The organism is Dictyobacter aurantiacus (assembly GCF_003967515.1).
Classification (GTDB): domain Bacteria; phylum Chloroflexota; class Ktedonobacteria; order Ktedonobacterales; family Ktedonobacteraceae; genus Dictyobacter; species Dictyobacter aurantiacus.
In genome coordinates, this window is sequence record NZ_BIFQ01000002.1 from 156,293 (window position 1) to 176,283 (window position 19,991).

At 56.4% G+C, this 19,991-nt stretch carries 20 protein-coding genes and 5 pseudogenes; 8 read left to right on the forward strand and 17 right to left on the reverse strand.

Going from position 1 to position 19,991, the window contains the following annotated elements; all coding sequences use genetic code 11:
• The first annotated feature begins 45 nt into the window (after positions 1–45).
• The gene (locus tag KTT_RS25460) at positions 46–2,451 is read left to right on the forward strand and encodes a glycoside hydrolase family 65 protein (protein ID WP_126600083.1); all 2,406 of its coding nucleotides are present in this window, start codon (positions 46–48) and stop codon (positions 2,449–2,451) included.
• A gap of 156 nt (positions 2,452–2,607) precedes the next feature.
• Here the strand turns inward: KTT_RS25460 and KTT_RS25465 are convergent.
• The 8 genes and pseudogenes from KTT_RS25465 to KTT_RS25500 all read right to left on the reverse strand — a co-directional run.
• Positions 2,608–2,868 (reverse strand): annotated as a pseudogene (locus tag KTT_RS25465) (zinc ribbon domain-containing protein); the annotation flags it as partial.
• Positions 2,869–3,062: 194 nt separating this feature from the next.
• Positions 3,063–3,605, reverse strand: a pseudogene (locus KTT_RS25470) (4Fe-4S dicluster domain-containing protein); the annotation flags it as partial.
• A 250-nt stretch (positions 3,606–3,855) separates the two neighbouring features.
• Positions 3,856–5,034, reverse strand: a complete 1,179-nt coding sequence (locus KTT_RS25475) for a hypothetical protein (protein ID WP_126600085.1) — start codon at positions 5,032–5,034, stop codon at positions 3,856–3,858.
• A 302-nt stretch (positions 5,035–5,336) separates the two neighbouring features.
• A pseudogene (locus tag KTT_RS37785) lies at positions 5,337–5,621 on the reverse strand (FAD-dependent oxidoreductase); the annotation flags it as partial.
• Positions 5,622–5,646: 25 nt separating this feature from the next.
• A complete protein-coding gene (locus KTT_RS25485) occupies positions 5,647–6,540 on the reverse strand; it encodes a Rieske (2Fe-2S) protein (protein ID WP_126600090.1) in 894 nt (297 codons plus the stop codon).
• A 57-nt stretch (positions 6,541–6,597) separates the two neighbouring features.
• Positions 6,598–7,299: a DsbA family oxidoreductase gene (locus tag KTT_RS25490; protein ID WP_126600092.1), complete on the reverse strand. Its 702-nt coding sequence runs from the start codon at positions 7,297–7,299 to the stop codon at positions 6,598–6,600.
• A 42-nt stretch (positions 7,300–7,341) separates the two neighbouring features.
• The gene (locus KTT_RS25495; RefSeq protein ID WP_160146134.1) at positions 7,342–7,569 is read right to left on the reverse strand and encodes an MmgE/PrpD family protein; all 228 of its coding nucleotides are present in this window, start codon (positions 7,567–7,569) and stop codon (positions 7,342–7,344) included.
• Positions 7,570–7,835: 266 nt separating this feature from the next.
• The gene (locus KTT_RS25500) at positions 7,836–8,375 is read right to left on the reverse strand and encodes a DUF488 domain-containing protein (protein ID WP_126600096.1); all 540 of its coding nucleotides are present in this window, start codon (positions 8,373–8,375) and stop codon (positions 7,836–7,838) included.
• A gap of 304 nt (positions 8,376–8,679) precedes the next feature.
• Between KTT_RS25500 and KTT_RS25505 the strand changes: the two genes are divergently transcribed.
• The 3 genes and pseudogenes from KTT_RS25505 to KTT_RS25515 all read left to right on the forward strand — a co-directional run bounded on the left by KTT_RS25505 (position 8,680) and on the right by KTT_RS25515 (position 11,349).
• Complete coding sequence (locus KTT_RS25505; RefSeq protein ID WP_126600098.1) at positions 8,680–9,114, forward strand: Hsp20/alpha crystallin family protein; 435 nt, start codon at positions 8,680–8,682, stop codon at positions 9,112–9,114.
• Between the two features lie 93 nt (positions 9,115–9,207).
• Positions 9,208–9,744: pseudogene (gene sdhB, locus KTT_RS25510) on the forward strand (succinate dehydrogenase iron-sulfur subunit); the annotation flags it as partial.
• Positions 9,745–10,035: 291 nt separating this feature from the next.
• Positions 10,036–11,349: an RNA-guided endonuclease InsQ/TnpB family protein gene (locus KTT_RS25515; RefSeq protein ID WP_126603137.1), complete on the forward strand. Its 1,314-nt coding sequence runs from the start codon at positions 10,036–10,038 to the stop codon at positions 11,347–11,349.
• A 183-nt stretch (positions 11,350–11,532) separates the two neighbouring features.
• Here the strand turns inward: KTT_RS25515 and KTT_RS25520 are convergent, their stop codons facing one another.
• The 8 genes from KTT_RS25520 to KTT_RS25555 all read right to left on the reverse strand — a co-directional run bounded on the left by KTT_RS25520 (position 11,533) and on the right by KTT_RS25555 (position 16,151).
• On the reverse strand, positions 11,533–11,856 hold the full coding sequence (locus KTT_RS25520; RefSeq protein ID WP_235845970.1) for a PAS domain-containing protein: 324 nt from the start codon (positions 11,854–11,856) through the stop codon (positions 11,533–11,535).
• Positions 11,856–12,809 carry a DNA-3-methyladenine glycosylase family protein gene (locus tag KTT_RS25525; protein ID WP_126600104.1) on the reverse strand — a complete coding sequence of 318 codons (954 nt, stop codon included), beginning with the start codon at positions 12,807–12,809 and terminating at the stop codon, positions 11,856–11,858. Before KTT_RS25525 ends, KTT_RS25520 begins: the two co-directional genes overlap by 1 nt.
• A complete protein-coding gene (locus KTT_RS25530; protein ID WP_126600106.1) occupies positions 12,806–13,027 on the reverse strand; it encodes a hypothetical protein in 222 nt (73 codons plus the stop codon). The genes KTT_RS25525 and KTT_RS25530 overlap by 4 nt, the downstream gene beginning before the upstream one ends.
• Positions 13,028–13,206: 179 nt before the next feature.
• The gene (locus KTT_RS25535) at positions 13,207–14,070 is read right to left on the reverse strand and encodes a RibD family protein (protein ID WP_126600109.1); all 864 of its coding nucleotides are present in this window, start codon (positions 14,068–14,070) and stop codon (positions 13,207–13,209) included.
• The gene (folE, locus tag KTT_RS25540; protein WP_160146135.1) at positions 14,067–14,729 is read right to left on the reverse strand and encodes a GTP cyclohydrolase I; all 663 of its coding nucleotides are present in this window, start codon (positions 14,727–14,729) and stop codon (positions 14,067–14,069) included. Before folE ends, KTT_RS25535 begins: the two co-directional genes overlap by 4 nt.
• A gap of 22 nt (positions 14,730–14,751) precedes the next feature.
• Positions 14,752–15,141 carry a DUF488 domain-containing protein gene (locus KTT_RS25545; RefSeq protein ID WP_126600112.1) on the reverse strand — a complete coding sequence of 130 codons (390 nt, stop codon included), beginning with the start codon at positions 15,139–15,141 and terminating at the stop codon, positions 14,752–14,754.
• 38 nt (positions 15,142–15,179) lie between these two features.
• Positions 15,180–15,623 (reverse strand): OsmC family peroxiredoxin, encoded by a 444-nt coding sequence (locus KTT_RS25550; RefSeq protein ID WP_126600114.1) that lies wholly within the window; start codon positions 15,621–15,623, stop codon positions 15,180–15,182.
• Positions 15,624–15,944: 321 nt separating this feature from the next.
• Complete coding sequence (locus KTT_RS25555) at positions 15,945–16,151, reverse strand: hypothetical protein (RefSeq protein ID WP_126600116.1); 207 nt, start codon at positions 16,149–16,151, stop codon at positions 15,945–15,947.
• Between the two features lie 635 nt (positions 16,152–16,786).
• Between KTT_RS25555 and KTT_RS25560 the strand changes: the two are divergent.
• From KTT_RS25560 to KTT_RS25570, 3 genes and pseudogenes are all read left to right on the forward strand, one after another.
• Positions 16,787–17,046 (forward strand): annotated as a pseudogene (locus KTT_RS25560) (4Fe-4S dicluster domain-containing protein).
• A gap of 50 nt (positions 17,047–17,096) precedes the next feature.
• Positions 17,097–17,282 (forward strand): hypothetical protein, encoded by a 186-nt coding sequence (locus KTT_RS25565; protein WP_126600118.1) that lies wholly within the window; start codon positions 17,097–17,099, stop codon positions 17,280–17,282.
• A 224-nt stretch (positions 17,283–17,506) separates the two neighbouring features.
• Positions 17,507–18,013: a hemerythrin domain-containing protein gene (locus KTT_RS25570; RefSeq protein WP_126600120.1), complete on the forward strand. Its 507-nt coding sequence runs from the start codon at positions 17,507–17,509 to the stop codon at positions 18,011–18,013.
• Between the two features lie 9 nt (positions 18,014–18,022).
• Here KTT_RS25570 and KTT_RS25575 read toward each other — a convergent pair whose 3' ends face one another.
• A complete protein-coding gene (locus KTT_RS25575) occupies positions 18,023–18,745 on the reverse strand; it encodes a response regulator transcription factor (RefSeq protein WP_126600122.1) in 723 nt (240 codons plus the stop codon).
• A 322-nt stretch (positions 18,746–19,067) separates the two neighbouring features.
• Between KTT_RS25575 and KTT_RS25580 the strand changes: the two genes are divergently transcribed.
• On the forward strand, positions 19,068–19,496 hold the full coding sequence (locus KTT_RS25580; RefSeq protein ID WP_126600125.1) for a hypothetical protein: 429 nt from the start codon (positions 19,068–19,070) through the stop codon (positions 19,494–19,496).
• Positions 19,497–19,991: the final 495 nt, after the last annotated feature.

The window sequence follows — 19,991 nt, forward strand, 5'->3', positions numbered from 1 at the left end:
AAGTACGTATACGAGCGAGAGCTATCTAGAACTTTTGGAGCATCCATGATTAAACACCCATCTTTCACAGTCGAAGAGTGGAAAATTCACGAGACAGAACTCAACCTTGATATTCTGGCACAGACAGAGTCTGTTTTCGCCCTCTCCAACGGACACATTGGGCTCCGTGGCAACCTTGATGAAGGAGAACCGTATGGCCTTCCTGGCACCTATTTAAATTCCTTCTATGAGCTACGTCCCCTACCTTATGCAGAAGGAGGCTACGGCTATCCTGAGTCTGGGCAGGCGATCGTCAATGTAACCAATGGCAAAATTATCCGCCTCCTTGTCGATGATACACCTTTTGACGTTCGGTATGGCCTGCTTCAAAGCCATGAAAGGGAGCTCGACCTTCGCGCTGGTGTCCTGCACCGTACGGTCAATTGGGTCTCGCCTACAGGTCGCTCAATCAAGGTTTCGTCTACACGAATGGTATCATTTACCCAGCGTGCCATCGCTGCAATTAGCTATGAGGTTGAGCCGATTGACTCTTCGGTGCGCATCGTTTTGCAATCAGAGTTAGTGGCGAACGAAGCGTTGCCAGATGCAGGCAAGGATCCACGAGCAGGCACTGTTTCCCTGTCCCCACTTGAAGGAGAGGAACACGAGGTTCGGAACACACGTGGACTCCTGGTTCATCACACACAGGCCAGTAGCCTGCGCATGGGTGCGGCAATGGATCATCAGATCGAGGGACCTAAGGGGATGACGATTGAAGCGGAGAGTACCCCTGACATAGCGCGCGTCTCGGTCAGCGCGCAGTTGAGGCCCGGTGAGCGACTGCGCATCATCAAATTTCTTGCCTATGGTTGGTCGAGCCAGCGCTCACGATCAGCAATCTCTGACCAGATCATCGCCGCGCTTTCCGCTGCCCGGTCCACTGGCTGGGAGGGCCTGCTTGCTGAGCAGCGTGGCTTCCTGAATGATTTCTGGAAGAGTTCAAACATCGAGATCGAAGGTGATGCAGAGGTTCAACAAGCATTGCGCTTCGCGCTTTTCCATGTGCTTCAGGCGGGCTGTCGGGGAGAGCAACGACCTATACCGGCAAAAGGGTTGACCGGACCCGGTTATGATGGGCACACGTTTTGGGACACAGAGATCTGCGTCCTGCCCGCCCTGATACTGACCCTTCCTCGCGCCGCCGCCGACGTCCTGCGCTGGCGTCACTCGACCCTCCATCTGGCCAAGGAACGTGCTCGCCAACTTGGACTGCGTGGAGCAGCTTTTCCCTGGCGAACGATTCATGGCGAGGCGAGTTCAAGTTACTGGCCGGCGGGCACTGCCGCGTTTCATATCAACGCTGATATCGCGTACGCGGTGACCCATTACATCGAGAGCACCGAAGATAGAGCGTTCGAGAAGGAGATTGGCCTTGAATTACTCGTCGAGACTGCAAGGTTGTGGCGTTCGCTCGGCTTCCTCAATGTCAATGGGGAATTCCGCATCGATGGCGTCACCGGACCCGACGAGTATAGCGCCCTTGTTGACAACAACGTCTATACCAATCTTATGGCCCAGCATAACCTGCGCTCTGCGGCAGAGGCAGCAAAGCGCCATCCTCACGTGGCACGTGCACTCGGTGTGCACGCTGGCGAGATTGCCAGTTGGAGCGAGGCTGCTGAGAAAATGTTCATACCGTATGACAAGAGCCTCAATGTAACCCCTCAAGATGATGCATTTACCTCGCATGAAGTGTGGAACTTTGCTGACACCAAAACGGACCACTACCCTTTGCTCCTGTACTTCCCCTATTTTGACCTCTATCGCAAGCAGGTGGTCAAACAGGCCGACCTTGTCCTTGCTATGCACCTTCGTGGCGATGCCTTTACTGCAGAGCAGAAGGCGCGCAACTTCGCCTACTACGAGCCTCTCACTGTACGCGATTCCTCGCTCTCGGCATCAACGCAGGCAGTCATCGCGGCTGAGGTAGGTCAACTCCAACTCGCGTATGACTACCTTGCCGAGGTTGCGTTTATGGATCTTTATGATCTGGAGCATAACACTCGCGATGGACTCCATATCGCTTCGCTGGTGGGAACCTGGTCCGCACTGGTCGCTGGCTTTGGAGGTATGCGCCTATACGGAGGTTCACTCGCCTTTGCCCCCAGGCTGCCAGAGAGTGTCGCCCGACTCGCCTTCCGAATTCTGTTCCGCAACCGTTGCATATACATTGAAGTAACTGCGACAGACGTAAGGTATTCTCTTATTGAAGGCTCCCCGCTAGCGATATGGCATCATGGCGATAAACTAGCTCTCTCCACGAATGAAGCGGTCATCCGGCCCATTCCGCGGATAAAGGTAGGGCCGCGACCGACTCAACCTCCTGGACGCGCACCTGTTGAACGTGCTGCCCAATCCTATTCCTGCAAAACAACAGAGCAGCCACACCATAGCGTGCATCTCCGTCCCTAGTCGCATCTTACGCTCTAGCTTTTTCCTGCTCCGATTTTCGTATGCAAACATGTGCAAGCACACCTCCACACAGAATTTCGTTGTTGCTGCTTCATCCTCAACCGCCTCCATGCCGAAGCACTTTGGTCTTCTATCAAGTCCACAGCCGATTTTCCGTCATGCGTCCGAGCCAGTACCGGAGACGGCTTGATCAATCAGCCCGATCAAGCGAAGGGCTCCCGACAAAATGTTGAGCGAGGCATTGTGATCGCGATCTTGCCCAAACTGATAGTAGGAACAGTCGGGGGTTTGGCACACGAACACGCGATCCGCCAGCGTGATCTCATCCCATTTCCATTGACATCCATGGCAGAGCTTGGTTGAAGGAAAAAACCGCCCTACCTTCACGACCTGCCCTCCTCGTTGACCGACTTTGCTGATGATGCAGGAACCGTAAACGGCTGCGGTTCGCGCGGTGTCCAGGGTTGGGGAGGAGCCTCCCTCTCTGGTATCCCAGCAGTCTCTGCCTCGACCCACGGCTCCATATTGCGTCCAGCAGTGGCTTGCGGCACCTGGCTATCTTTGCCCAAGGTCGCCTCGTCCAGGAGCGCCATGAGGTCAAGAGCCTCGTCCTCCTCCGAGAGCACCACGTAGTTACGCGTACGTACGCGCTGTCGTCCAAAAGAGAACGTGTTGACTGGCCTGGCTCCCTGTAAGCCCCGGCCTGCCTGTACCCACTCTTCATAGGTGCCATAGAAAATGGCCTGTGTGGGACAGACCGTCGTACACATCGGACCTTTGCCCTGGCTGGTGCGATCATAGCATAGGTTGCACTTGCGCATAAAATGCTTGTGCCTATCGAATTTGGGGACGCCAAAGGGACAGGCGTAGCCACAATTCTCGCAATAGATGCAGCGCGACTCGTCTGCCTGGTGCACGACGCCATCCGGGCTCACCAGAATGGCCTGTGCCGGGCACACCTGGGCGCAAGGAGCCAGCGGGTCCTCGCAGTGCATGCACAACGTTGGCGAGGACGCCACGGTATTGGATCGTTCAAGATAATCAATATAGATCATACTCTCCCCCTTGTGCGTATCGCATTCGCGGCAGGCTGCCACACACGAGCGGCAGCCGATACAACGCGAGGGATCGAGAAAGATCTGTTTCATCACCACTGTTTCTGTCATTGTTGTCCTCTTTTCTCATCACAGAACGTGTCTACCAGAGGCTAGTGGAACGTGGGGGTCGGGCGTGCATTCGCGATGGGCAGTTCGTGGCGACGTTTGCGTGCTGCCTCTAACTGAGCTATATCCACGTCACGCGCCCACTCCGGTGCTTGCGGGGCTCGTGCAGCCACACAGGCACAGACTTTTGACCACGTCGAAACCGACCTTTATCAACACTCATCCTGTTCTTCCTTTCCGTTTATAAGAAGCGATTGCCACCGGGATCAAGGGCGGCGAGCGTCGCTTGCCCACGCGCCACACGCTTGCAGGAGGGGCACAGGTCCTGCCACCAGAGGGTCCTGGTGGCCTGCTCTTCGGCCTCGGTTCCCGTTGACTCAGCACTCTGTTGAGCAAACACATCCTCGCGCAGGCTGTAATTTTCCCCCACATCCAGCAGCGTTTTCTTGAGATCCTGAATAAAGCGCACCGGGGCAAATGCCTCGCCACAACGCGCGCACGTTTGCATCTCGGTCCCCTCGCCTGTCTTCCAATAGAGTTCGATGCCCACGGTGGCCGGACGCTCAATGAGATGGAAAAACTTGCCGAATGGCAGCGAAATGAGCCAGAGCACGACCACCACTTCGTGCGTCAGTGAAATATACCAGTAATACGCGCCACGCAGCCAGGTGCTATCGGCGGTCAGCGCCAGACCGGTGATCACAATGGCCATCAGCAAGGCTAACGGCATGAGATCGAAGCCGAAGCGCTGCACCGTAATCAGCGACAGGTCGTGGAAACGTCGATGGAGGGCCAGCACCAGCCCAATGAACAACAAGATCGCGGTCAAATCCAGGGCATGGTAGATGAGCCATCCCAGCGCCGAGTCAACGGGGAACGCCAGGAGCGGAAAGCCGAAGAACCAGACCAGGTGTTGCCCGGTTGCTGTCAGGGTCATGCGTATCCAGCCAAAGGTCAGGGAAAAGGTAATACAACAGGAGAGGATCACGCCCCAGAAGATACATTGGTGCGTCAGCCAACGATACATCCCACGACGCCGAATAAACTGTTGCGAGAACAGATCAAGGATGGCGGTTGGAATCAGCACTGTGTAGCGGCGAAAGTTGGCATAGGAGAAAAAGAGCTGCCAACTGCGTCGCCAATACCGCCCGGTTTGCGGGCGTGCCAACCAGAAGCTGTATTTGTACGTCACCGCAGCGACAGCGAAAATCGAGGCGACGGCATAGCCAATCAAGGTGGCATCAAACCAGTGAAAGCCGCGTGAGCCCAGAGCAATCAGCCCGGTGAGAATGGCTGCCGCAAGGACGCCGAACAACATGGCACGTGTGCGTAATCCCAGCGGCCTCCTCTGCCCATCTGTTGCTCCCGGGGCGAGCCTTCCATCTCCGGCTTGCGGTCTGGGGGAGAGAGAGTGGTTCATGACGTTGCTTCCTTTCGCTTGTGTTCAACGGGCATACCGTCTTTCTCGCGCCGGGCATGCTCATCCGGTAAGATGATCCGCGCTCCTGGCTGAAACGTCACATAGGCCCAGGCGTACTGAATCAGCACCAGGAGACGATTGCGAAAGCCGATCAGGTAAAAGATATGCACGGCAATCCAGGTCAACCAGGCAAGAAAACCGGTGAAGCGCAGAGGGCCAATAGCAACGACGGCAAAGGCGCGACCAATGGTGGCCAGGGTCCCCTTGTCATGGTAATGGAATGGCTGCGGCTGCGCTTTTCCATCAATTCCAGTCACCTCGGCCATCAGTGCGGAGGTGTTGGCTTGCCGGTGAAAAATCCGGCGGATCGGGGCAGAGATGTCCTCAATGGACAGACCCGCCGTTGCCACCTGGTACAACATGGGTTGGAACAAGTGGTGGTTCCAGCGGTCGATCACCGTGACCTGGACAGGCGCGTGGCGTAACGCTTTGGCCGCTTCCAGGCCACCGAACCCTGCACCAACGATCACGACGCGCGGCTGCTCGCGTGCTCGTGCTCTGCTTGAGTGCCTCGTGTCGTTTTGCATCACTTGCTCGTCTCTCCTATTTCTCTCATGCAGAGCTTGCACGCTTGACCTCTACTTGCCCATTGGACACACGCACCTCATAGCGCGGCGCATTGACGGTCGCCGGGCCGGTCAGTACGCGTCCATCGCACAGGCGGAAGCGGGACCCGTGCCAGGGGCATTCGACCACATCCCCGCTGATCGCCCCTTCGTCCAGGGGGCCGCCTGCATGGGGACAGGTCGCAGAGATGGCACAGAACTGCTCACCCTGGCGCAGGACCACCACCGGAACCCCTGCGGCCATCACGCGATATAGCTTGTTTTCTTCCACTTCCGCAACCGGCAGCACCGCCTCGTAGTCCTCACCCGCCGCTTCCCAGGCGGTATGATTGACGCCAGTTCCGGTGGTAAAGACCAGTTCGCCGCCCAGATAGCCAGCATAGAGCACGCAGGCCAGTCCCACAAACCCCAGGATGGCAGCGGCTACTCCATCGCCTGGACCGGACAGCCAGCGGAGAATGAAAGAAACAAGATAGAGCACGAAGGCGCAGGCGTTGAAGAAGGCGTGATTGAGACCCACGCGCCGCTCCGCGCCATAGGTGTCGCTCCAATCGGTAAGCCCGGTGGCAATCGCTCCTAGCGCTGCGAGCAACCCGGCAATCACGGCCACAAATGCCCCCAGACCAGCCCAGTTCGTATGGGTCGGCGCGATCAACCAGATGATATCGAAGATGGCAGTAAGCAGCCAGGCCGCAATGGGGATATCGGTGATCACAGGGTGCAGCGGGTGGCCGAACCACGTGCCGTTCAGGAAACTTTTCAAACGCCGAGGGGGCTTGCGATGGGTGCCCACAACCACCTTGATGGCCTCCTGGAGGGCATCGCTCAATCGCTCCAGAGGGGGTTGAGCTTGCTCGTGTTTCGGAGATGCTTGCTCCATGACAGATGCTCCTTTCTTCTGTATGCTTGTTGTGTGTTCCCCGCTCTCTCTTCTCCTTCACTGCCTGCTCGATGGTTGCGCTTCGGCAACTATTCGCCTGAAGATCTCCAGGCCGTCCGCTCTTGGTCCGGGAGCGGGTGTGACGAGCACACTACCCGGCTGATGTGGATCAAGAACAATGTCCGGTAATCCCACGTTGCTGATCTGTTTGCCAGAAGGCAAGACAAAGGTGGGACTGCCCGCGACATGTAGGCGCTCCCATCCCTCTTGCGCTTCGGCCAGCACCTGGTACTTCATCACGCCCCGGTCGAAGTCCTCGGCAAAACGTCCCATCTCGATGCCAACATGTTCAGACAGATCGAAGAGGACATGGCGCATGGAGATGCACCTGCTTTCTGCGAACAAGGCAGTACGGATAGCCCAGTCGAGTGCATCTGCCAGTTCCAGGCTCTGCCGCTCAGCACACTTGACGACCTCGAAAGCGGGCCACATCGTGACCGGCCACTCGCTCTCCGGTCGCTGCCAGGGCTGATACGGAATGCCAGGTTCCTCCTGGACCAGGACAGGAAGCTCAATCTCAAGCTCAAGCACAGGTTTGGGCGTCGGTTCCTTGTTGATATACTCCAGGGCGAGGCTTTTATGCTCGATGACAACCGGTGCGCGATCCTCCGTGCGCAGCTTGCGCAAGCGATAGGCGCTCACATAGGCATAGGGGCAGGCGAGATCGGCGTACATAGCGATAGGGATGGGCTTAGCCATCAGAGAGGCTCCTTTCCGCTTTCCGCTTTCCCAGGTGTACCCTTATAGGTCAGGAGCAACTTTCCCGCCTCCCATCAGCGTCACCAGGGGTCGGCCCCCAAAGTCCTCAAGCTGAGCACGAAGCATCCGAATCGGTGGCCCATCGAGGGCCCCAAACACACAGCCCAATGCGTCGAGGATGTGGATCTTCAGTGCCTCTTTCGCTTCTTCCGAAAGGTCGGTATACGTCGCCCGCTCGATCCATGCCGCAAGACGTTCAACCTGGGTCATGCTTCTCTCCTGCTCTGGCTTGTTCATTCCTTCAGGGAAATGATGAACCTGAACTATCCTATCGTGTGACGATACAGTTCTAGCATAACATGTCAGGCAGCCGGGGCAAGTGGGGGACGATCACAATGCAATCACAATCTCGCCTTCTCAGCGATGAGCAGAGGTCAGCGTTTCGGCGGCACAAGAGGACGAGGCTGGTTCTGCCGAGAGAGCCATTCCCGCACAAACCTGGAGAAGATGCGGTCGGACAGTGGCAGCAGGCGAGATCAGGAAGCGGGATGCTCTTCACCGGGATAGATCAGCAGACCGCCTTCCACACGCAGAAAGGGGGTCAAGGTATGCTCTTTGACGGTGTGCTTGTTCATGATGTGGGAGACGTGCCAGGAAGCTACGGTCAGCGCATCGGCGATCAGGGACCGATGGCAACGCCAGGGAAGGGCCTCGGCGCACATGATCACCGTGTTTTGACGGCGGGCAAGGGCCTCCAGTTCAGCAAGGCCCTCCTGAAACGCCGGAGTCGCCATATAATCGGCAAATCCGCGAAAAGAGGCGTTGCGCCAGCCGGTGTTCGGAGAGTCTTTCCGCGCGTGACGCAGACCGCCCAGCGCTTCCAGGTGAGCATACGCAATGCCGACTCCTTGAAGTTCGCCTGGGAGCAGATCTTTACCAAACTGGGGATGCGCGCGTGATCTGGGAATGGTACGCACATCGACCAGGAGTTGGATCGCGTATGCGCGCAGCAGCTCTAGAAACTCCTCGATGGTATGGGTTGAGTGACCAATAGTATAAATGCTTGTGTTCTCCATACAGAGAGTATACCACCAGTCAGAAAAGACCCCGCTCTCCACTTCTGGGCCAGAGGGGCATCATCTTCTCATGCGTTGGCTCTATTGTGATCGATTCGTGACCCAACACCCCTCTCTTTTCTCCCAAAAGCGCATATACTAGAAGGAGAGAATAGATCGTATTACGATAGAGAAGCGCGAAAAGCTCTCGCGTTTGGCCGGACGGCTGACAACGTTTCCGCCTGCCCTTCCGAGAACAGGGCTTCCCGGTCTGAGGTCAGCACGGCAGCGAGCACCGAGCGTTGCGGAATGAAAGGTGAAACTAATGCAAGAACAGGTGAAGCAACAACCAATCCCCATCAACATGTACAGCACGAATGGTCGCTTGATGGTCACAGCTCCCATGCCGGGTCTGGAACCCGAGAACATTACTATTCACGTAACCGAAGACGGGCACCTGATTCTCCAGGGGGCACTGCGCGGGCTGCTCAAGGAACATGACGGCAAACAACGTTTCCTCGATGAGTGGCACGCGGGAGCCTACGCACGCGAAGTGACCCTTCCGCTGCCCGTCAACGCAGTTTGCGCTAATGTCTCGTATGGCAATGGCGTGCTGACTGTGACGTTTCCGCTGAGCGACCAGATGGCTCCTGCACATTTGACCCTTGAACGGGTGGCTCCCTCACGAGGACAGCATCAAGGGAACGCCGGGCACCCACCCGTCTGCGTTCACGTTCACACCACGGAATCCCAAGGATAAAAGTGGTGTCTCCAGCTATTTCCGCACACAAGCAAAATTTTAGACGAGTACAAGAAAAAAATAGAGAGAAGAATATTAAGAAAGGAAAAGAGGGTCTGCGGTTCCGATGCCATGAATATCAGCGGACTCAATCGGCTGGCCTGTACGTTGCTCATGCGCCATCTCTCCGAGACAGTCACGATCAAGCCGCTGCCCGCTTTTCGGGTGATCAAGGACCTGGTGGTGGACCAGGAACCGTTTTTTGCACAGTACAACAAGATCAACCCCTACCTGATCAATGATGAACCGCCGCCGCTCACTGAGCGTCTCCAGACGCCAGAGCAGCGGGCGCGCTATGATGAAGGCACCAAATGCATTCTCTGTGCCGCCTGTACGTCCTCCTGCCCCGTGACCTGGGGAGACCCGCAGTGGGTAGGACCAGCCGCCATTGTCAATGCGCATCGTTTCATCTTCGATAGTCGGGATCGGGGCGCAACCGAGCGTCTGGCTATCCTCAGTGATCGCCTGGGAGCCTTTCGTTGCCGGACCGTGTTTAACTGTACCGAATGCTGCCCACGCGGCATTCCGGTGACGGGTCTCATCGCGGAAGTCAAGCGAGCGCTGCTCTATGGCGGGCCAGATGTCACATGATGAAGAAAGCAGTGGTATCTCGTTCCTTGCTGTCTGAACACGGAGGGGGAGGACACGGAGATATGCTTGAGGAGGAGGTACTAGATAGTTGAAATTGTGTGTACACATATGTTTTACTACACACATGTACACATTTGGTGCATGTGCAAAACTGGTAGGGGTTGTCCCCAAGATTTTGCAGCGATGGGACCGCTAAGGCCGACTCAAAATCCATCGTCCGTTACCAATGAGCGCTCCTCTACCGACAAAGAATTTTCCCTGGTGCTTGGAGTGGAAAAGCAGATGGCAGCCATGATCAAAGCGCACAAGATTCGCCTGAACCCAACGCCTGAACAGGAAGAGTATCTGCGCCGCGCCTGTGGGACGCGCAGGTTCGTCTATAATTGGGGACTCGCTGAATGGAACAAGCAATACCAGGAGTATCAGGAAGGCAAGCGGGAGAAGAAGCCCACAGCCCACACCCTCAAGAAACAGTTTCAAGCCATGCGAGCCAGGGAATTCCCCTGGACCTTTGCGGTCACCAAATGTGTGATTGAAGGGGCCTTTGAGGATTTGGGAGACGCCTTCTCCCGCTTCTTCAAGGGACAGAACACCTACCCCACTTTCAAAAAGAAGAACAGGAGTCGGGAGTCTTTCTACGTTGCCAATGATAAATTGTCGGTTGGGGACCATTGGATCGTTGTCCCGGTGTTAGGTCAGTTTCTTCTGGACAAGCAGCAAGCCGATGGAATGCTGCCCCAGAAGATCCGCAACAAGACAAAGTACAAGCGTAGCCTGGGGAAGATCAACATGGCGGAGTCGCTGCGCTTCGTGCGTGCTGATTATGCAAAGACATCCGGCAAATGGCGCAATGAGCGCAAGCATGTGCTCTGTTCTTCTGTCAAAATCCTGGGGGCGACGATTGGCCTGTCTGGCGGTCATTGGTACGTGAGCATTCACGTGGAAATCCCCTCTGTCTCTGTGGTCAATCCTCATCCCCTCGTCGGCGTTGATGTAGGCATCAAAGAAGCAGCGATTGTGAGCGATGGTCGGCGATTTAAAAACCACAAACCGTTGTCCAGGCAGATCAAGAAGCTGAAACGTCTTTCGCGCTCGTTGAGTCGCAAACACTATGATCCCCAAACCAAACAGGGCAGCAAGAACCGTGAGAAGGCCAGGGTCAAACTGGCTCGCTTGCACGGCAAGATAGCCGACATGCGGCGAGATAGTCATCACAAGCTGACCACCGAGATAGCTCAGACGTGTAGCGTGGTGGGACTGGAAGACCTCCATATCAAAGGCATGTTCAAAAACCGGAAGCTGGCCAGAGCGATGGCAGACGCCGGACTCGGCCAGTTGCTCCAATTCTTTGCCACCAAAATGCAGGCGGTGGGAGGGCAGGCCATGGTCGTGGATCGGTTCTTCCCCTCGACCAAAAGATGCTCTGGGTGTGGGCATGTGAAGAAGCGCATGCCCTTGAAATATCGCACCTACTGTTGTTTGAAATGTGGAATGGTGAGAGATCGCGATCTCAATGCGGCGCTGAACCTGGAATGTGAAGCCCGCCGCTTGCTCGATGAAAGGCTTCACGTTCCCGTTGCGGATAGTGGCTCAGGCCCAACGTAAAACCGCCTGTGGAGGCCGTGTGAGACCGAAGCCGATAGCTGATCTCAAGGCCCGGTGCCATGGCAGTGGTCGATGAAGCAGGAACAACGAAATTTGCCAGATGTGCCAGCTTGCTGCACACATCTGCGTATCAAAATCGGAGCAGACGTTCACAAACAAAGCTGGAAGTAATCGTTGTTTTTCTCATACGAAAGAGAACTGAAGCTGAGCGGTTGCCTGCAGGTCTGCGACATGAATGCGGTGAAGGTGCTCTGGAAGTAGCACTTCTAATGGTTGCCTAAGCAATTCCCCCTGCTCGTGCCCAAACAAGAATGCAGCCTGTGCATTCAGCAGGACAATGGTGCCAGATGGATCGACCACAAGCGAGGCATCTGGTGAGAAATCGAGCAAGCGCGTCATCATGTCCAGGGGAACCGTTGGCACTTCGGCGGTCGCAGGCGACGCTGGGGACTGATGAGAGAGGATATGCTTCTCCTCTTGAAACGCGTAGAGCTGTTGCTGTTCCATCACATCTTTTCTCTCGGCTCCTCTCGGTCTCGGGAAAGGAGCCCTTTCTTGTCAAGGGTGCGCAATAAGAGATGGAAATAGACCAACCCGGCATACGGATGCCAGCGGGCTGTCAACATTTGCATGTGCTCATAGGTTGGTTGCTCATCAAGCGAGAGGAGCCGTTGCAGATTCTTCTGTGCCCCAACATCATCGCCTGGAAAGACCTCGATTCTCCCTAATCCTCTCAGCAACACATATTCCGCTGTCCACCGCCCGACTCCTCGCAGGGGCAGCAGAGCCTGGCACACCTCCTCATCGCTCATGCGCGGAAGTTCGGCAAAAGCGTGTGGCTCCTCGACCAGCAGATGGGCAAGTTCAAGCGCTGCTCGAGCCTTCTGGCGGCTCCAGCCAAGCCCCCTGAGCTGCTCTTCGGAAGCGCTGGTGAGGTGTTCTGGGCCTGGGAAGGCAAAGGCGACGCCCTGGTCATCTGTCCAGGACAAACCGTACCGCTCCGCCAGCCGGTTGAGCAGCAGAAGACCTACGTCCAGGCTGACCTGCTGGCAGGCAAAGGCATTGAGCAACGCTTCAAACAGCGTCGGGAAACGTGGCGGTTTGAGTCCCCGGAACTGCTCGGCCAGCGCCGAGAGTTCTTGATCGCGCCGGGCCAGGGCAGAAAAGGCGCTGATATCTGTCGCACAGCCAAGCATGCGCTGCAAGGTGCTGCTGACCCTTGCAGTGAGCTGTGCGAGAGGAACGGAGCATGATGCCGTCACGAGCAGGCGCGGGTGCGGCAGCGGGTCCTGCTGGGAGACCGTCACTTTGACCGGGTGCCCGTCAAGCAGCAGAACTCGTGTATAGGTCGTGCCGTCCCATTGATCGATCTGGTTCCTGGCACGTCTGCGTAGCGCCCACACCGTCAGATCCAGGCGGAAAGGGGGCGTGGGATCGAGCACAAAGGTTTCCTCTCTCATCGCGCTGCGTTGTTCTCCTGAGGTGGCCTGGCTCGGACGGCACACCGGCATGCGGACGGACAATAGAGCGCCGTATGACCATCAAAGGAGGCAGGCAGCGGCCCTGCTTGCTCCAGGATGATGACGCGATAGGATCGATCATCGACGCGTGCATAGGCTCCTGCCGCAACGACCTCTCCGGCCTTCCACAATGCTTGCTGACATTCTTCACACTTCATGAGAACCCTCCTTCTCTTTCCTCTCTTCCTTCTTCGTTCTCCATCAGATCACAGGCTCGCGTGGCCCCTCTGCCTGGAGCAGGGGCAGAAGCTTCTCTTGATAGAACGTAGGTATTCGCGGTCAATATCATCGAGCCAGATACTTTGTCCGAGTGTGGTCAGTTCTTGCACAGCAGTGGTCATGATGCAACCTCCTGTGTTTGGAAGGCATAGCGTACAAACAAATGGCTGCCCCCGCGTTTGACACTGATGAGCGTGCCCCAGAGGGGGTGTTCGGGCGCAAACAGGTGTCCCTCGACCAGTCCAGGCCGAAAGCTCGTGTTGTCCCGACCGGCAATCTGTGGAGCCAGCGTCAGGAACAGTTCATCCAGGAGGTGCTCCGTCAGGAAGTCTCCCAGCACCTGTGGCCCACCTTCAACCAGAATCATCTGGCACGGGCGCGCCTCGCACACCGCCCGGACGATTGACCGCGCGCGAAGGGGGCCGGTTGGCTGCATGTCTACGACTCGCACCGCTGGAGGGATGAGGCGCGCGCTCAGATAGGTTGCGCCTTGTGTCGTCGTGACGATCATCACAGGCACGTCCCCGGACTGAAAGAGTGGCAACGCAAGATTGAGGTCGCCGCGTGCGGTGACAACCACGTTGAGTGGTGGCTCCGGCTTGCCCAGGCGAAGCCGCAGTTGCTGGTAGACATCACCCAGGGCCGGATAGATATATTGGGCTGTCCAGCGATGCTCTGGAGAAACGGCTCGCAGGGTGCCAGCGCCAATGATCACGGCATCAGCTACGGAGCGTAAGAGACCCATCACCAGGTGGTCATGCGGACTCTCGCCACTGATTGGCCCGCCGCCTGCCTGACCTGGGATGTTCAACGAGACGACTCCATCGAGTGTTGAGACAAAGTTGCCGACAAGATACGGTTGGCCAGGATGCAGGGGGAACTGGAGCGGCCCATACAGGGTCAACAGTTCCGGGGGCTCGGGAAGGGCCTGCCCCTGCGTCTGGTCAAACAGAGACTCCAGTGGCTGTAGCGAGCTGCTCATGTCTGCCCCCCACGCGGGAGTCCACACGCGACGAAAAATTCTGCACGCAAGGAAGCGTCGGTATCGTAATTGCCCCGCCAGAAGGTGGTCCGTGTGATTGGCGAGACGGCACGCACACCACGCATCTCGGTACAGAGATGGTGGGCTTCGAGATAGACCGCGACGCCATGCGGAGAAAGCATCTCCTCCAGGGTATCAGCAATCTGCTGCCCGATGCGTTCCTGTACACTGAAGCGCCTGGCAAACAGGCGCACTAAACGGGTGAGCTTGGAAATCCCGATAATGTGCTCGTGTGCGATATAGCCCACGTAGGCATGCCCGTGGAAGGGCAAGGCATGGTGCTCGCAGAGCGAGTAGAAATGGATCGGCCCCTCAATCACCTGGCTGAGGCGACAATCTGGCCCCCCACGGCATTCCGTCTCAAACACAGTCAGTAATTTGGGATCGCCTTCATACCCTTCAGTGGAATCAAACAGGGCTCGAATATACCGTCGCGGGGTCTCGCGGGTAGCGGGTGTGTTCAGATCCAGGCCAAAGGCCGTGAAGATTTCCGCCATGTAGCGCTCAAAGGTCTGCATCTGCTCCTCGGAAACATGTCGGGGATAGAGATGCAAGGCATGTTGGATCTGTTCCTCATCAATATCATACTCAAGAGCCATAGGTTTTCTCCCTCTTCTCTCATCATTCGTTCCGGCTGGAGAGATCGTCCCGGGAAAGGAGATCGCGCAACACGACCGCATTGGTATGCTGGTCGTCTCGGGCGGCAAAGACCAGAGTGAGCGGTCCCTGCCGGGCCAGATCCCGCAGCGTGGAGAAAGCCTTGCGCGCCTCCCCAGACGCCAACTCCGCTTCGTAGCGACGACGAAACTCCTCCCATTTCTCCGGGTCATGTCCAAACCAGGTCCGTAGTTCGTGGCTGGGGGCGACCTCCTTGAGCCAGAGATCAATATGGGCGCGCTCTTTGGAAAGTCCACGCGGCCACAGGCGCTCGACCAGGACACGCCTGCCATCGCTTTCTGCTGGCTCATCGTAGACACGTTTGAACGCGACGGTTGTCGGCTTTTCGGTCATGGTGTGACCTCCTTTGCTTCCTCCCCAGGTATGGATGGTCAGGCTTCCAGGTGCGCCGTGAGTCGAATGGCGACGCTCTGACGCAGCGCATTCGAGACGGGGCAGAGTTGCTCGGCCTGGTGCGCTGCCCGTCCAAACCCTGCGGCATCCAGCCCCACGACCTTGCCTGCAACCTCAAGCTCCATGCTCGTGATCTTCGGTTTCTGATCGACCTCTTCAAGCGTACAGACAGCAGCCACTCGTAAGCGATCTGGAGGCGTGCCTCCCTCTGCTAGCGTTAACGCCAGCGCCATCGCATAGCAGCCAGCGTGCGCCGCAGCGATGAGTTCTTCCGGGCTCGTTTTGCCGTCCGGCTGCTCAGTACGTGAGGCCCAGGTCATCGGCAGGGTTTCTACCACCCCACTGCCAACCTTCACCTCCCCATTTCCCCGCGCCAGATTGCCGTTCCAGATCATTTCAGCTCGTCGTTGTGCTTTGAGCATCGTTTTCTCCCTTTTTATTTTTCCCTTCCTCACTATGGGGATGAGCACTCTTCTCATTTTGACTGAATGCCTCCGGCCCTCGTGCAGTATAGGTGCACCCTCATCACTCCTGATACCAGGGGCCAGATAGCCTCTTGCTCTGAGAGTGGATGTCCGGATCAATGATCCAATACCCCACGACACGCCTTTGTGAAGTGGAGAGGGATGTTCCAGACACCTGGTGTTTCGTATCGTTACCCGATACATTATAAGCATAGCACAAGGTGACGCCATAGGACGGCGGGAGCAATCACGAAACAATCACAAGATCTCTTCTTGTGATTACCAGCATGGTCCAGAGGCCGGAACCCCCTCCTGGAGAAGGATCAGTAGCCAGCGGACAAACGTAGAATGCGGATGATCTCCTAGCGTCTGCTCTCCCTTTTCAACATATGCTCGGCGGACCTGCCGGAGTCGCTCTATTTCTACGGGGGTCCAGCCAGCCTGGCGTAAGTGTTCAATCGCTTCTGTGTCATCAATGTCGTTCACGAGATTCTCCTTTTTGAAAGGACGTACGAGAGGGGTAGCAACAGCATGGCTGCTCATCGTGCAGCTTTATCGTGATACGATGTATTTCTTTTCCCTATTGTAATCCAAAAAAGGGGGACACGGGCCAAAGCATAGTCACAGAACAATCACGAGAGCGTCGCTGCCACGGAATGTCCGAGAGCCATGCATGAGCAGAGAAGATCAGCCGGCTTCGCGCTTGTTCATGGAGAGCAGAATTGTGATTGTTCTGTGACCGCATGCTGGCCTCTCCCTGCCAATTTGGAGGTACAATCAAGAGAGAAAAATACATCGTGCAACGATGTTTTTCGGGGGGCTGTCTCGAAAGCATCGGTGCTCTCCAACACATCAGTTGAGATGGAAGGAGCATGCAGATACAACCAGAAATGGCACCCCTGAAAGATGAGGGAAACATCTATGGCCAAATATTGTCTCTATTGTGGTCTTCAGTTCTCTGATACCACCAAATTTTGCCCCAACTGTGGCAGACTCATAGAAAGCGGCTTCCGCGTTCGCCCGCTTCAGAAATCCGAAGTAGGCAGCTTCCGCAGGGATCTGTCAGAACAGGTGAACGTGCCCATTGAGAAAGAGATCAACAAGAGGGAAAAGGTGAACCTATGACCTACGTTATTACTGCGCCATGTATCGGGTGAAGGACGGCTCGTGCGTCGATGTATGTCCGGTCGATTGTATTCATCCCGCAGCCGGTGAAGCCGACTACGACCAGCATGTACAGCTCTACATTAACCCTGACGAGTATATCGATTGCGGGACCTGTGAGCCAGCGTGCCCCGTGACCGCCATCTTTGAAGAAAGCGCAGTTCCGTCAGAGTGGCAGGAGTATCTCAAGATCAACGCCGATTACTTCCGGCACTAACCACTGCTTGTTGAGAGCTCTTTCTGCTCGCCTTGGAGGAGGATAAAAGGATGGTCCATCGTCATCCCACGCTCTACAGGACAGTGGGCCTGGTCTTTTTCGGGATCACCGTGGCTCTCATCTCCATAGGTGTGGCTCTGGACTGGCCCGCATCAACACGCACGGCCCTGTTCATCCTCAGCTTTTTCCCTTTGCTGCTTGCTCTCATGTATGTTCACCTGGGCACCGAGGCGTAAGCGGGGCGGTCTCTCGGCGGTGTGATGATTGTGTTCCTCGACAGCGATGCAGTAGCTGGAGAGACTTTTGTCACGGTCACCTGCGCGAAAAACGCCTATACTTCTGGACAGAAGAGCAAGGAGGAAAGCTATCGCGCGTTGTACCCAAAATGCGAAGAACACGCCTCCTCGCCCCTTCGGCGAGATGCGTCTAAACAAACGAACAGCCAAAAAGGAGAAAGCACATGTCCCAATTAACACAACCCCTACGAGATGAGCACAAAGAACTGCTTCCGCATATCGAGCGATTGCGAGCGGTCGCTGACGCCGTCGGGAGCACACCGCTTCCCTCGCTTCGGCAGGAAATCGACGAGACCTCTGCATTTCTTTCGCACCAACTCCTTCCCCATGCCCAAGCGGAAGAACGTGCCCTGTATCCCGTCGTGGGACGGTTGATGGGAGCGCCAGAAGCAACGGCCACGATGAGCCGCGACCATGTGGAGATTGGTCGGCTGACGGAAGAACTGGGAGCCCTGCGCTCGTCTCTGAAGAACGACCACCTGGATACATCCGAGGTGCAAGCGCTCCGCCGCGTCCTCTATGGCCTCTCTGCGCTCGTCACCGCCCACTTTGCGAAAGAGGAAGAGGTCTACCTCCCGCTCCTGGACACGCGTCTCTCGCGAGAGGAGGCCCGGGATCTGTTCGAGGCGATGGAACGGGCCGCGCAGGAGGAAAAGCGCGCCATCAGATGATGGCTCGCGTCAAGAGATGCCCGGCTCCTGTACTTGTGGGGCCAGGACGTAGCCGATGCCGGGCTCGGTCAGCAGATAGCGCGGATGGGTAGGATCAGGTTCCAGCTTGTGGCGCAGGCGGTTGATATTCACCTGGAGCAGGTGATGCTCGCCGACGTACTCTTTGCCCCAGGTCTGCTCTAACAAGGCATCCTGAGGCAGAATACGTCCGGCATGACGAGCGAGTAAGGCGAGGAGGCGGTACTCAGTAGGTGTGAGCACCACCTTCTGGTTCGCCAGGCTGACCTGGCGCTGTCCAAAGTCGATGGTGAGCTTGCCGATGGTCATCGTCGTGGACAGGGCGCGTTCGTTCTCCCGAAAGTGGGCGCGTCTGAGCGCTGCCCGCACGCGTGCCAGCAGTTCATCCATATCCAGTGGTTTGGTCAGGTAATCGTCAGCCCCCAGATCCAGCCCACGCACCTTGTCCTGGCTGCGCTCCTTTGCGGTGACAATAATAATAGGAATGGTCGAGAAAGAGCGCACGCGGTGGCAGACGGTGAAGCCATCCATCCTGGGCAGCATCACATCGAGCAGCACCAGATCTGGCGAGGCATGCTCAATCTGGCTGAGGGCTTGCTTGCCGTCTCCTGCCAGCAGCACCGCATAGCCCTCCAATTCGAGATTGCGGGCCATCAACTGGAAGAGTTGCAGATCATCATCCACAATCAGAATGGTCGTTTGTTTCTCGGTCATCGTGTGTGCTTCTCTCCCAGACAGAAACACTGATAGTGTTCACGGTAGACATGTGACAGGAAGAGCCTGGTGACGCTAGAGATCACAAGCAAGATGTATCATGGTCTCACACGTTTTTCGGCATGAACGTGCCAGGTTCTTCTAGAAATTATAGAATAAGAACGAAGCAAAAGGAAAGCGTTCATTGAAGCTGTCAGCCGTACGGCGTGAGCACCCTGAGCCTTGGCTTTGGTCAGGGAGAATGAGGACGTGCAAGAAGCGAAAAATCGATGGGCGACCGCGCTCACGGCTCATAATGAAGAGTAGGAGGGAGTGATGCAGCGTGGTATCTATGTTGAAACAGAGCCGGGTAGGGGCAGCGCTCATGAGCGAACAGGAGGAAGCGCGTCTGCACGCACTCATCGCAGAAACGGCATGCGACCTCATTAGCGCGGAGATAGCCGCCTTGACCCTGCGCCGGGTCAGTGAGGAGAGTGAGCCCCTGGTGCCTCCAGAAGGGCACCTGTTTCACCTGGCCACCATTGTAGGCGTGACACCGGAGCAGGAAGCGCAGTTACGGCGTATGCCGCTAGGAGGAGCGGGGTTGCTTGCTCCCATCTTTCGGTACGGAGTGCCCGTGCTGGTCGCCGATACCCACGCGCTCCAACGCGCCACCGAAAGAGATGCTTCGACTGACCGCTCTCCCTCAAACGTTGCTACTCCTTGTGATCTCTCTGTGAGAGTGCAACCTGCTACTGTGATGCCATTGTAATATCCAGATTCTAATGTTGAATAGAGATATTAGATTGAGTGGAGATGAGGATACACTTTGTAAGACGCTCACACAATCAGTGTAGGCAACCTGATATTCCTCAACCAGATCTACTCGCTCTTGTTTGTTGGGGAGGCAGCACAGGGCCAACTGCTAACGAAAACAAGCTTTTCTCCGCCATTGGGGAACGGAGAACCAATCGGCGAGCATTTGAAAATTGAGAGATACCCGATTCACTCCTCATCACGTTGCAAGAGACAGCACATATGGAAAATACATGGTTCGTTATCATTTCTGAATCAACCCATCGAAGTTACGGAATTGCGTCTGATGCTCCATAATCTCATCGTACAAAGAGGTTTTCCGCAATTACTTTTGCGCATGAGATCCGGCAAAGATGGTGAGCCTACTCCTCGACGCGAGGTAAAAGAGGTTCTTCTGTGACACATCCTCAACGGCCTGGACGAAAAAGACTGACAGCTATAATGGTCAGCG